This is a genomic window from Methylovulum psychrotolerans (genome assembly GCF_002209385.1).
In the GTDB taxonomy this organism is placed as follows: domain Bacteria; phylum Pseudomonadota; class Gammaproteobacteria; order Methylococcales; family Methylomonadaceae; genus Methylovulum; species Methylovulum psychrotolerans.
In genome coordinates, this window is record NZ_CP022129.1 from 3,795,113 (window position 1) to 3,808,601 (window position 13,489).

Consider the following 13,489-nt stretch of genomic DNA (forward strand, 5'->3'; position numbering starts at 1 on the left):
GCCATGTCTGCAAAAAACACTAACCATCGGCCTACAATATTAATTGGCTATGGCCGCTTTGGCCTTGAAATCTTACGGCAATTTTTAGTCAGCACCGCGACACGCGGGGTTTTGGTATGGGACACGCCTGAAGGGGCGGGGATTGGTGAACGCCGATTACGCGATTTGGCTTTGCTGTGGTTGCCGGATCCGATGGAAGATGAGGGGGTTGGCGGCGCAGTTCTGGGGGGGAATAGGGCTGAGCTGATGCGTGATTTGCATCGGCAAATCGAAAGCCCGCCGGATAATTCAAAAGACATTCAGGCGTTTATTAAAAATAAGGCGGAGGGACTGCTGAATGCCGCCCAACGTGCCCGCCGCCAAGATAATTTGCCTTTGGGTTTGGATGTGATGGTGTTGGCGCACACCCATGATCGCCGGACATTGGGCAGCCTGCAACTTTTATTGAAAGATTCTGTGATTGAACCGCTCTATAAAGGCATTCCCCAGTTGCACCGCGATGTGGGTGCAGATGCCATAAATTTCATACAAGTGATTGATTTCGAAAACTATTGGGAGGATTCCGATTCGGCCCAAAAAATCAGGGAACACTTCATGTCTTATATCGATTTTTGGCAGCGCCGGCGCGAGGTCAACCTCCCAACGTTTGGGCGTATTTATCTTGTGGATAAACACACAGTAAACGGCGTGAGAGAGGAAAGCGAACGCATTGATGAAATCAGTTTGTTCTTGGAATTTTTGATATTTGAAGGCCAGCGTGACAGCGAGGCGTTGCAAACGCTGTATCAAGCCCGTCCTGATGACGGGCGGCTGCTGGCAACTTTCGGCATCCGTTTGCTGGAGCGTAGTGGCGGCTTGCTGAAACGGCTGTCAGCCGCCCGTTTTGGCATAGGTTGGTTGGATTATCTAAACAGTGCCCATCCCCGTTTTCCAGGGGATATAAAACCATTACGCGAAGCGCTAAAGGCTTGCTGCCTAGACCCGGTGCAGGATGATGCCCTTAATGGCGACTTTTTGCTTGCCGAATGCCAACCTCAATTATCCTTGTTAATGAAAGGGTTGGAATCCTTGTCTACAGACAATGCCGATTGGCCGCAACAGGTGCAAAACCGCTGTGAACAAGGGCTACGCAAATTGCAGGGCGACTTGGCCGGACAGGCACAAAGCCATATTCAGCAAACGCTAGCACACAGCTCGTTCGCCGACGCGGCCAGCTCATTGGCTGGCCAGGTTGAAGCCGTTTTACATAATGACCGCCAACCCACCACGTTAGGGGTGGTGTTGCATGAATTGGAAATGGCACTGGGGACATTAAAGCCAACCCTAGGCAATACTGACGAAGCTAGGATCTTATCTACCCCGAATAAGGTGGATTTTTCAAAACTACGAAAAACACACGCACATTATCGGCGCTTCCTGGCAATGCAACTGGATATTCAGGGCATTTTAAAATGGTGGCCTTTATTTGCATTATTGTTTGGTTTTGGCTTAAGCCCTTGGTTGGCAGGGTGGCTTGAAGCTTGGCTCCATTTATCGGTGTTTGATGCGGCCACCGCTTCCCCAGCTATGCGGTTTGTCCACGATGCCGCGCAATGGCTGTCAGGTTATGAAAGCTCCGGCTTTCCCGGTAAGTATTATTGGAGGGTAACAGTGGTTTGTGTGATGATGGGCATCCCGATTGCTTATTTTTTACACCGGGGGGTTAGGCGGGAAGTACTCCAAGCCCGGCGTTTTTGGACAGATGTTGAACATGGACGTTTGGTTGATGCTTTACGGGCGCTCTTAAATACGGTCGCCGATATTCAAGCAACATCGGCAAAACAGATGCAAGCAGATGCCGCAATCAGTATCCGTAGAGAAGCCAGCCGTGAATTAGCCCTATTGTATGAGCATCTCAAGGAAAGACGGCGTGAAATCAGTTGGTTACGTGGCCAACTCCATGATTTTTTAGATATGTACGGATTGGATGCGGAAAGCTCGACGGAGAATTGGGTGCGCCTTGGCAATAACAGCGGTATCCGCCATGCTATTGAGCAGTATGTTGATTTGCAACGTATTGATCAGACAAACCCCGCCATACCCGAACGTTTCCAGTCAATGCAGGCGGAAAAAAAACCATTCAAACAATGGGGGGAACGTTACAGCTATGCATTCCTTTATCCCTTGCAATTTATAGACGATTTAAGCCGCGCTTATCAGGAGCCTTTGGAACAGGAATTGGCCAAACTGGGTTCCGGTGATGAGCAAACCACGAGAGCCCGCGAATTATGTGCCTTTCTGAATCGTCACAGTGGGGATTTTTCCACGGCTTTCCGTTGGCGGATGCGTGATGGGGTGCCTGTAGATAACGTTTATTGCCTATTGCCCTCACTTTGGCTCAGTTTGCCCGCTGTGCGTGCTACCCTGACGGATCAGGGCGTTAATGAAGATCATTGTATCGTAGGGGCGGATGGCTCACGGGCATACTTGCTGCGTTTGCAAATAGGAGTGGAATCGTCATGTTTAAATTGACCCCGATATATATAGCTTGGCTCTGCGTGTTTTTGGGTATGGCTTGGGGTGTGGCTATGGATAAGTTGGCACAAGCGCGCCGCCCTCATGGCGATAGGGCTGATTATTGGTGTCGGGTTGCCCAATGGTGCCTGTATCCTTTAGTCGCTTTTTTGGCTCTCTCGGAATTATCCCAAAGCCTTGGCGGATGGTCGGGCTTCTATGCCGGAAATGATTCGTCCGTCAATAGCCCGGTTCTTTTATTGGCACCCTTTATATTTTGGTCATTTATTTCATTAATCAGCTTGTTCCCAAAGCCTTTACCCGCCCAATCGTCACGTTGGTTGACAGGAGGGGTCGGTTTTGCCAATTCCCGCCGTTGGCTATTATGGCAATCTTTAATCTTGGCAGTCATTGTTTTTTTTAACATCAGCAATTTGGAGGGATTTTATCCCGTTGCTGTTTGGGGATGTATGGTTGTGTCGGTGTTCACCCTGTTAGGCATTTCTTTCAGCGGAGGCCGGTTCCTCCGTGAGGATGACACCGCAGCTGTTGCCGAAACCCAAAATGCCCCGGCTGTTATTGCCGGAAAAACGTGGCCTGAACTTATGAAAGCCGCTGGTTTTATTGTCAGGACAGTGGCTGAATGGCCTGCCACCCCCACCCCTGCCCGGAATTTGCAAAATAGAACGGCACAAGCAATGTCGGCACGCTTGGAGGCAATGGGGGCTATGTCGGTGGCGCAAGAATTGATTGAAGCGGTTGCTTCATTGGCCTGCCACGAACACCAGGGCAGTGATGGTTATGGGGCCGTACGGGTGGTTTTCGCCCCGGATAACAGTGGCCAAATAGAAGCCATTGCGCTGATGGCCCTGTTGCTTGACCAACAGAGCCATACTGTCACCCTGATAGTTACCCCACTGGATGCCAATGATTTAGCAAAACAATTGCAAAGTTGGTTGCCTGACTTGCGGCAACGTATTGTCGCTTTGGACTATGGCGACATACCGGAACATGCGGTAATTTGGGTGGTTAATGCCGAGCTTTTGTCTGATTCCTTATTGCGGAGGCTTAAGGATTTGCCTAGCAGCATTGCCAAGGTCGGATTGGTGGTATGGTGGCGTTTGCATGATTATAGCGGGGTTATGGCGGCCAACTTATGGGCCATCACCCGTCGCCTGCATAGGTTATTGCGCACCTTTGGCCGGGAAGATTTGCTGACGTTGGCCTTCATGCGTACAGCATCAGCGGATGCACAATACGGTGAATTTGTACGGCACTTATTGCCACATTCGGATCTGAAAAGCTCACATACCCGCACATATGTCAAACTTCACCAAAAGCAACGGATAAGCCTACATATTTTACAGACCAAGGAACCGGGGAACAGCCATCAATATCTGTTGCTTAGTGCGGCGGCGGCATCCATTGCAGGAAAATGGCCCACGGCAATGACTCTTCCGGATTTTATCTCAGCAGACGAGTTTGCACAGTTTTGCGGACAAACGGCAAATACAGGGACGATAGGCGGACAACTCCTGCCCACCCCTAGCCAAGCTGCGGTTGGTTTTTTACAGATGCGGCCTGCCGATTTGTTAGCCTTACCGAATTTGCTTGGCCAAGGCAGGCAGATAACCGGTGGCATCAATCATTTCCATATTGCCATTATGTCACCCGATAACCCTTATGTTGCTTATTTGCTCAACAGCTTGGCAGAGAATAACGGCATTGCCACATCGCGGCGATTGATTTGTGCAAAATCATGCCCTGCCATTATTCAGAGGCATTTGCTGTTGGGGCTGAATGAATTGCCTGACACAAGGGACGGGCTATTGCAAAATTCGCTGTGGGATAGCGAATTGGTTGACGAGACGTTGGTGCAGTTGGCCAAGCAAGGAAAACTAAGTAAAGTGGAAGTTCGCTATTTGGATGCCAATGGCCGTCTGGCACTGGATTTTGAATACCGTAGCCATGATGCGCCTGATGATTGTTATCGCCCTTTGGATACCATCGGCCTGAAATTAATTAAAGTGCGCGAACGAGCCGGAGGCGGAAAAGAAAGCGGCATCCGTATGCACCTTGATCAAGAACGTCTGTTAATCATGGCTTATCCTGGTCGGGTGTTCATGTATCAAGGGAAGCGCTACCGTATTAGCGAGTGGTCTTCGGTCGAAGAGGTGAAAAAAAGGGGCGAGTTGGAATGTCGGCAAGAGGGGCAAAGCCGAAACACTTGGCGTTGCCATAGCAGCACAGTGTTCAATATTAAGCCTTTGCCAAAAAGTTCTGAAGTGGCTATTGGTAAGCAAGGCCGTTTGCAGCGCCTTGCCGTTGAACTGCATTACGAGGAAGAAGTGACGGGGCGGATTGAATGGACAAGCGATCCTTGCCAACATTGGATGGACAAACCCCAACGTAGCCATATCCCCCCTATTGCCAATAAACCGTTTGTGACGCGGGCCGTTATCTTACGCTTAATGGTGTCTCCTGATGCCAATGCCCTGCATTCGCTATGCCAAGCGTTACAACATGTGTTGCCTGTCCATCTTGGGGTAGAGGACAATGCATTGGCCGTTGTGAACCTTAACGGGGAGAATGACGTTCATGGCGAGGAAATGTTTGGCATTGCCATTGTCGATTTGTATCCTGGGGGGATTGGTGTGGTTGAGGCCGTCAGTGACGATGATGTGTTATGGCTGAATATATTGCACTCGACCAGTGCTTGGTTAGAGGAGTGCCAAGATGATGATTTGCAAAACCATCCCATCGCGTTAGCCGCAAACGCCGATCAATTACCCCAAGCCAAAGCGGCTTTAAAAATTTTGAAACAAATTCTGTGATGGCGAGTGGCCTGCAAAGTGACCTAATAATTTTGACGGATAGGACAATAAATTAAGCATGTTCGATAAGAAAAAGCGTGAAAAATTGGACAGGTTGGCGGCACGCCTAATAAGCTGGATGGATGCCATCCCAACGGCACTGGAGTTCCAGCACCAAGCCAAAGGCTTGCTTGATGAGCTGGATACCGTACGGCGGCGTTCTTCCTGGTATAACATTATCAGCGAAGATAGCGTTATTGCTTTAACGCAACGCTGCAATAATTTGGAAAATCTTGCCATTGGCCTGCGTGACATTGTCGGTGATGCCCAACCCTTAGTGGCCGAATTAAATTTTTTACGCGAATTGTTCAAAAAAGAAGAAGGGGAGGCTTTTGAATACGGTAAACAAATCTGCGAACAATGGCACAATGATCTCCTTTCTGTTTCACTTTGCAGCAGGGAGGTGGACATTTTCCCGGCTAAACAAAGATTACGGCTCATCGAAAGTGAGTTGCGCCTACATGCAGAAGCCTTGCGGAAGTTTCAAAACGCTGATGACATATTGAGTAAATTTAGTTCGAACTTGGAAACAGCCATCCTTGAAAATCAGTTACGGATCCAGCGGGCGGCAATGTTGCAGAGCCAATTGTCAGCTGATGGCATAAACCAAATCAAAACGCTTTGTGCGCCATTAGAAGAATTAAGCAAGCGTCCGGAACCACCAGAAATAAGAATGATGTCGGAAACACTGGCGGAAATCCGCAGATGGACGCGGGCCTTTGAATTACCGAGCAAGGAAGATGAGCAGTTAGACCGGCGTTTTCGGCAATTGGAAACGGATTGGCGGTTGCGCGATGTCTCTGAATTGGCGGATTTGTGTGCGGATGCGGAAGCCCTAAAAACCTCCCGTATCCAATATGGTCATAATGAACGGACTGCCAAACTGACAAAATTGCAAGACGCTTTAACCGATCTAATGATGGCTTGTGGCCCGCAACCGGAAAGTGAATCCAGCCTAAAAGAACTGAAAAATTTACGGGTTGATAGGGCACGTGATCACTTGACATGGCTAGAAGCTTTTAAAACGGCCAAAAAAGAATTTAACGCCATTGCCAACACTTATGAACTGGCTTTAGATAACCGTTTAGATACGCTATGTTCTGAATGGGGCACGGGGTTGGCAAGCTTGCAAGCACAGCCTTTGGCGCAATCGTTGAGGTTGCAGGCCGAAACCTTACAGCAACGTTTGGATGGGCTAAACGGCCACAAAGCCACCCAAGATTTGTTGCTTTCTTTGCGTGAGGCCAAACAAGGGTTAGTCGAATTGGACAATCTTAAGCGGCAAGCCGATGCCGATAGGGAAGGGTTTGATCGGGCGAAACAAAAATTACGCCTAGACAATGACAGATTACAAAAGCAAGCGGCTATTGTCGGCATTGTCTGGGAAAATCTGCAAGCGGCCATTGACACGTTAGGGGGAAATGCCAGTAATCCCGACCTTGATGAAGTGCTCGCCGAAACCCATGCCTTAGAACAGCGGCTAACACAGCTCTGCGGGGATTTTATCCGTGATTGCCACAACCAACTGGCCTGCAATTCAGCAAATAACCAACGGTTATACAACGCGTTGTTGCAGGCAGGCTATCCGGATGCCGCCGAAGGGCAAAGAGCTGATGCCTTTCCTAATGATGCCGAACAATGTGCAAACCAAATCGCCGAGCAATTGCAACAGCATTCCCGATTGGAACACGCTATTGATGAAGCTATCGCGGATATGCAGCAACGTTGTAAAGAAGAGCAAAGATTATTATTGGGTTTGCTAGACAGGCAAACACTGGAATCTGACTATTTTGAGCGTATGGAATTATTGCTGGGGCAGCTTGATTCCCCTATCGGCTCTTATCTTGGATATGAGCGGCTTAACGGGTTTGCCGAAAGGTTTAAAGCCTGCCAAGCATTCTGGCGTGATCTCTATGAAGAAGAGGAAAAATTACGCAATAGGCTGGATAAATTAAAGTACAAACTGGGGCTCTTCAATCAAGAACGTTTGAAAAAACATTGTTCATTGGAATTGTTTGAAATGGTTAATGATTGGGTGCGTGGGTTACCGGAACAGCCCCGGCAAATCCATATCGGGCAGCTAAGCGAGGCGGAAATGATGTTGGAACGCTTGGAACAGGTGGCCCGCCACCGTGTGGCAGAAGAAGTCCGTAAAAATATAGCGTTATTGAAGCAAAATCAATATAACCGCCCCGAAGTCATTGCATTGCTTGGCAAGATTGAAGATTTTGGCCAAGCCATACATTTGCCTTACGATTACCGCCGACAGCTAGATAGTGCCGTCACAGCACTTGGAGGTTATGGTCATGACTGAATATACGCTTTGGCAATGGCCGTCTTTGCAAAGGGCGACACGCGGAAAATTGCCCAAAAAGTTGGCCTCTCAGCGTGGTGTCTTTGGCAAAGTGCACGGTGCCCGCTCCGATTTCCGCTGGATAGCCAAAAGCACGGAGTTTAGTGGCGATGACCTGAAAATTTATCTGGGCGGTGAAGACAATCTTTGCACCCTCTCTTTTTGGTACGGCAGGCAGCTAAAGGATAAGGCTGCCGCGGTTTATTTTGCGGGGGCTTCCTATCCCAGCAGGGTGCAAGATGCGGCTGGCCGTTCTGGTTCTTTAGAAACGCAAATTGCCGAATCAGGCGGTTCTGGCCTGCCCGCCGCACTGGTGGCATTGCTGTTGTTGCCACGGGTGAGGCAATGGGACGACAAGGTTTGGTGGGATAGGCGGGAAGAAAAAAATTGGCTACTCCCTGGCAGTGTGTTGGCCATTAAGGCGGAGGCTTGTAATTTTTCCTTGCCGGATGATCTGGAAGGGCATTTAAACGAAGTGATCGCCAAAGGCCGGGCTAGTTTGGCCGTTTTGGGGGCTGATGAAGCAGGGGTTATTAATAATCTTGCAAATTTTTACGCCGCCCTGTTGGCCGGGGAAAAGCCCGCCGTCCTTTATGCGGCCAGCCCCCTGACTGCAGAAGCTCTGGCGGTGCTATTGCTGCCTTTGCCGCCAGCACTCGCCGATTCCTTGTCTTTAGCGGGGTGGATCCCTTCACTCCAAATAAAGTTGGCAGAGCTGGGTAAGTATTGGGATGGCGTTGTGTTGCCCAAAGAAGGGCAAACCACGGCTTTGTCCGCTACCGCCGCCGCACGGTTGACCGACGCCGAGAAAATGGCGCGGGCATTGCTGGAAAATAGACCAAGCTTATTAATAGCAACGGAACCTGAGGAAGAGCCGTCTCTTAATACAACGCCTCAGGAAAACGCACGGCAATCAACAAAAACCCTCCAAGTAGTAGTCATAGAAGATGGACAGAGCTTACCGGCAAGTGAACCGGATAAATTAAACGTAACCACAGAAAATAATAATAACGTGTGCTACCAAAAAAAAACATTCACTGGCAACTGTAAAAAAGCAATTGAAATCATTGAAAAATTTTGTGATTATAATATACCTAATGTAAGATGGACATTAAAAGAGAATGAAATTAGAACGATTATAGAGTGCCGCCATAATACGGGAGAGGAGATTGAGGTAACAAAACAAATAGAAGATATTATGTCCGCTCAAATAAAAAATTGGAAAGGTGATAAAGAACAGCGTAATGCTAAAAAAATTCATCTTGTTGCTTTAATGGATTACTTAAAAAATCTTAAAGAAATTGAACTGCATAATGAAAATAATTTTTATGAAAGAATTTACAAAAGGATTGAAATAATCGGCGATAGTGCTCTGAATCCAGAAATCAATTAAAACAGGTTTTTGGGTGCTAATCAACAAAAGGCTCTAAAGTTCCACGGGATCTAGTGGAAAAGTATTTGGGTTTTCCCCTGCTTTTGATAGCTGTTACTGGCCGACCGTAAGGATTCCTTCGTAAATGCGTATAGTCGCCCTGTAGCCCGCATCACGCCTATATTCAGAACATGATTCCATAGTCAATGGGTAATGGATGACGCTCTTTCAGCTCGAACAGCCCGAAGCGGTTGAGGTGGGATGTCCGGTACGGACTGAAGCCGGCGATTAATTCCTGCGTCAGCTTGGGTGACCGTAAGGATTCGTGAGAAAAAGTGCAATAGCGGATAAACTCATGTGACATTTATTTTTTAGCCAGTAATTGCCATGATACACCTGTCGTAAAACACTTGTTTTCCGATTAGTTAGATAGGGTGCCACTGTTGCCGCCCAAATCATCCTTAAAAATGTACGAAAAACCCTGTCGCTATGGTATACCATACGCAAATTACTTGCTAAGGGTTTTTCGTACATGCTTGTTGGTTATATGCGGGTATCATCCGACTCTGATCGTCAGACTACCGACTTACAGCGTGACGCGCTCATGGCGGCAGGAGTCGATAGTCGGCATTTATTTGAAGATCATGCCTCAGGTGCCAAAGATGATCGTCCGGGCTTATTAAAAGCACTTGAGTTCGTTCGCCCTGGCGATGTCCTGGTGGTCTGGAAGCTGGATAGGCTAGGCCGTTCGTTGTCGCACCTGCTATCCATCGTCAATACCTTGAAAGAAAATCAGGTTGCCTTTCGTTCACTCACGGAGGGCATGGATACAACGACGCCATCTGGGGAATTATTATTTCATGTATTCGGGGCGCTGGCCCAGTATGAGAGGGCTTTAACAAAGGAACGTGTCGTTGCTGGTTTGGCTGCGGCCAAACGGCGTGGACGGATTGGCGGACGACCACCCGCCATTGTGGGTGAAAAATTAGAGGCAATCACTACGGCGCTAAAAGGCGGTATGTCCAAGGCAGCAGTTTGCCGTAACTTTGGCGTAAAACGTACCACATTGATCGAAACCCTCGCTCGAATAGGCCGGCCGGGCGGCCAGCAATGACCAAATTTCTGTCATGCTAGCGAGCGATACTGCCTACCCCAGATTAAAAACCAGCTTCAACGCAGGCGAATTAGAACGGTGGTATTCCCCAACACCTGAAGAGTGTGAATTTTGCACAAAGGTTGTGCGTGGACAGGGTAGCCGATTCGGTTTTCTCCTTACCCTTAAGACTTTTCAACGTTTGGGCTACTTTGTGACATCGGATCAAATTCCGGACTCAATCATTGCTCATCTAGCCGAAATCGAAAAAATCCCCCTTGATCGGGGGGCGCTAAAGCACTACGACGATTCACGCTCACGCAAAACCCATGTCGGTCTGATACGCAGTTATTTAAATGTCAGTCAGTTTGAAAGTGAAGCACATAAGCTATTGCGCCAAGCGTTGGTTGACGCTGCGCTGACCAAGGACGATTTAGCGGATATCATCAATGTTGGGGTCGAGACACTGGTAAAGTATCGGTACGAGCTGCCAGCCTTCGGAACTTTGTTACGGGAAGCCAAGGAGCAGCGGACTGCGACTTATCGAATGCTGTTCCGTAGTGTTTATGAATGTTTGAGTGAAGCCGACCGTACCAAACTTGATGCTTTGTTTCTGGTCGGCGAAGACAGTCAAACTAGTCCGTGGAACGATATAAAAATCGATGCACCCAAGGTGACACAGAGCGGTTTGCGAGAACTATTAACGCGCTATGACCAACTTTCGGCCTTGGCTGGTAATCAGGACTTGTTACGCAATATCCCGGTTGTCAAACGGCAGCAATTATCCCTGGAAGGCTTAAGTCTGGACGCCGCCAGCATGGCGGATATGGAAGTGAAAAAGCGCTATACCGTTTCATTGACCCTGATTGAGCGTCAATTAGCACGGGTAACCGACGATCTGTGCGATATGATCTGCAAACAGATGATGAAAGTCCAACACCTGGCTGGTGCAGAACTTGAAGATTACCTGACGGTCAATCAGGACAAGACCGATGAAATTCTGCGCCGCTTCGCCCAGCTCGATACGCTCTTACAGTCCGGCCAACCGGTAGACGATCAAATTACCCAAGCCCGGCAACTGGTCACTGAACGACCGGATTTATGCGAGTTCTCTCGTGTCCACTCAGAATTTGGCGGCAAAAACGAATGTCGTTTCATGTGGCGCTATTTTAAATCTCGTCGGAGCGAACTGTTCCGCATCCTGGCCAAGCTTCGCTTCGTCGCAACCAGTCAGGATAAGAGCTTTGAAAATGCCTTGGCCTTCGTTCTTGCTAACAACCGTCGCCATTCAGATTGGATCACGTTAAACGGTAAGGGAGAAGCTATATTGACACCGCAGGATTTGGACTGGATGCCGGCGAAATGGTGGAAACTTGTCACCGGCGAAAGTGACAGCAAAAAGGAGCCTAGTCGTGTAAACCGCCGTCAGTTCGAGGTTTGTGTTTTTCGGCAACTGGTTCAGGAACTGAAATCAGCCGATATTTGTGTGCCGGGCAGCGATACTTACTCAGATTCCCGTGAGCAGCTTTTGTCTACTGATGAGTGTAACAAAGCTTTGGCTGAATATGGGGAACTGGTTGGTCTGCCGGTCGAAAGCCAGGCGTTCGTCGATCATCTACGCACACAACTCACTGATGCCGCCAATGCAGTTGACCGCGACTATCTGAGCAATACGAATTTCAACATCGTCAATGGCCGACCAACACTGGCAAAGCTCATCAAGAAGCCTGAGCCGAAAGGGTTTAGAGTCGTTGAAGATGCGTTGACTCGAAAATTACAAGCACTCGACCTGTCGATGCTTGATGTGCTGGGCGATATAGCTAATCCGATATAAAAAGATGTCCTGTAACCGCCCCAGTGAAGAGGTCGTCAACGGAACATCGTGCTTGGTTGCGGATGGATTTAAGCTGTGCCCATTTGTGTTCGATAGGGTTAAGGTCTGCATCGCCGACAAGCCCGTCGCCGTTGCAAAGCCTTGATTGCAGATCAGGTAGTCTGTGTAGAGTTCTATTTTTTCTTTTTCCATCCGTCAATGATACTCTTTTTGGGATGGGGTGCGTAACATCAGTTATTAAAAGCACAAAACCGCTGGTCTGTTGCGGGTTTGTATGAAAACCAAAACAATGACATTAGCGTGGAGCAACCCACGGCACTTTGGGGGACAACGTTTTTTGGCGGGTGGCGGCGGGGCGTGGGCGATTACCCGCTTTATGAAGGTAAAAGCCAGACTGCCCAAAGCGGCGAAGCCCGCATTGGGGTGAATGTACCCTTATGGCGTAACCGTGACATTGACCGCCGCCGGGCAAGTTTGCAGCAGGCGGAGTGGGGGCAATTAGTCGCTGGTCATGACTATGAGCTGGCGTTGCTTGAAGCTACCCGGATGGCCTCTTATCGCTATTGGGATTGGGTGTTAGCAGGGCAGCGTTTAAGGGTTGCCTCGCATTTGCTGCAAATTGCCGAGCAGCGTGATAAAGGCATCCGCGATCGGGTGGCGGCGGGGGATATTCCTGATTTTGAAGCCTTGGATAATCGCCGCGCTATCATCGAACGGCAAGAGCGGGTGGTGGCTGCGCAACGTTTATTGGAACAGACGGCGCTCCAATTGTCATTTTATTGGCGTGATGCGGACGGTCAGCCCCAGTTGCCCAGTGCCGGGCAACTGCCGGACCGGTTTCCTGATCCGGTGTCGATAAAGACGCTTGATGCTGCCGAAGCGTTGCAAGTCTCGCTCAACCATCGGCCCGAAGCCAAGCGTTTGGCCGTGCAAGCTAAACAAACCCAAACAGAATTGGAATTCCAGCAAAACCAGCGTGCCCCTGCCGTCGATTTGTCGGTGATGGCGGCGAATGATATAGGCCATAGCAAAGATAAGATTAACCGTAACGAGCTGTATGTGGGATTGAATATCGATATTCCGTTACAGCAGCGCGCCGCTAGTGGCCGCGCCCAAGTCGCGGCGGCTAATGTCCGCCGTTTAAAGTGGGATAAGCAATTGCAGGAGGAGCGTATTGCGGTGGAGGTGAAAGATGTTTTTTCGGCGCTGTCAGCGGTGCGCAAACGCTTGTCATTAAGTGCCGAGCAACTGAATGCCGCCGAGCAATTGGCTGACGGCGAACAGACGCGGTTTGATTTGGGTGAAAGCACGTTGCTGTTCGTTAATTTGCGCGAGATAGCGAAAGGGGATGCGGCCTTGCAGTACGCCGAAGCCACCGCCAGTTTGTTCAGGAGTTATGCTGATTATCAGGCTGTGTTGGGTGTTCAGGAGCACTATGTTGACTAATCTGCTTGCGTTAAGAGAGGCTCAA

At 49.1% G+C, this 13,489-nt stretch carries 7 protein-coding genes; all 7 read left to right on the forward strand.

The window, feature by feature from the left end; all coding sequences use genetic code 11:
* Nucleotides 1-3: 3 nt before the first annotated feature.
* The 7 genes from CEK71_RS17095 to CEK71_RS17125 all read left to right on the forward strand — a co-directional run bounded on the left by CEK71_RS17095 (nucleotide 4) and on the right by CEK71_RS17125 (nucleotide 13,464).
* A complete protein-coding gene (locus tag CEK71_RS17095; protein ID WP_088620512.1) occupies nucleotides 4-2,511 on the forward strand; it encodes a hypothetical protein in 2,508 nt (835 codons plus the stop codon).
* Nucleotides 2,499-5,327 (forward strand): hypothetical protein, encoded by a 2,829-nt coding sequence (locus CEK71_RS17100; RefSeq protein ID WP_088620513.1) that lies wholly within the window; start codon nucleotides 2,499-2,501, stop codon nucleotides 5,325-5,327. Before CEK71_RS17095 ends, CEK71_RS17100 begins: the two co-directional genes overlap by 13 nt.
* Nucleotides 5,328-5,385: 58 nt before the next feature.
* Nucleotides 5,386-7,680 carry a hypothetical protein gene (locus CEK71_RS17105; protein ID WP_088620514.1) on the forward strand — a complete coding sequence of 765 codons (2,295 nt, stop codon included), beginning with the start codon at nucleotides 5,386-5,388 and terminating at the stop codon, nucleotides 7,678-7,680.
* Nucleotides 7,673-9,112, forward strand: a complete 1,440-nt coding sequence (locus CEK71_RS17110; protein WP_088620515.1) for a hypothetical protein — start codon at nucleotides 7,673-7,675, stop codon at nucleotides 9,110-9,112. The genes CEK71_RS17105 and CEK71_RS17110 overlap by 8 nt, the downstream gene beginning before the upstream one ends.
* 511 nt (nucleotides 9,113-9,623) lie before the next feature.
* On the forward strand, nucleotides 9,624-10,205 hold the full coding sequence (locus tag CEK71_RS17115; protein WP_088620516.1) for a recombinase family protein: 582 nt from the start codon (nucleotides 9,624-9,626) through the stop codon (nucleotides 10,203-10,205).
* A gap of 13 nt (nucleotides 10,206-10,218) precedes the next feature.
* Nucleotides 10,219-12,018 (forward strand): DUF4158 domain-containing protein, encoded by a 1,800-nt coding sequence (locus CEK71_RS17120; protein WP_088620517.1) that lies wholly within the window; start codon nucleotides 10,219-10,221, stop codon nucleotides 12,016-12,018.
* A 270-nt stretch (nucleotides 12,019-12,288) separates the two neighbouring features.
* The gene (locus CEK71_RS17125; protein ID WP_088620518.1) at nucleotides 12,289-13,464 is read left to right on the forward strand and encodes a TolC family protein; all 1,176 of its coding nucleotides are present in this window, start codon (nucleotides 12,289-12,291) and stop codon (nucleotides 13,462-13,464) included.
* The last annotated feature ends 25 nt before the right edge of the window (nucleotides 13,465-13,489 follow it).

Bases quoted from the DNA above. Each gene is read 5' to 3' on its own strand.
- CEK71_RS17095 (WP_088620512.1), top strand. From the start codon at position 4: ATGTCTGCAAAAAACACTAACCATCGGCCTACAATATTAATTGGCTAT.
- CEK71_RS17100 (WP_088620513.1), top strand. From the start codon at position 2,499: ATGTTTAAATTGACCCCGATATATATAGCTTGGCTCTGCGTGTTTTTG.
- CEK71_RS17105 (WP_088620514.1), top strand. From the start codon at position 5,386: ATGTTCGATAAGAAAAAGCGTGAAAAATTGGACAGGTTGGCGGCACGC.
- CEK71_RS17110 (WP_088620515.1), top strand. From the start codon at position 7,673: ATGACTGAATATACGCTTTGGCAATGGCCGTCTTTGCAAAGGGCGACA.
- CEK71_RS17115 (WP_088620516.1), top strand. From the start codon at position 9,624: ATGCTTGTTGGTTATATGCGGGTATCATCCGACTCTGATCGTCAGACT.
- CEK71_RS17120 (WP_088620517.1), top strand. From the start codon at position 10,219: ATGCTAGCGAGCGATACTGCCTACCCCAGATTAAAAACCAGCTTCAAC.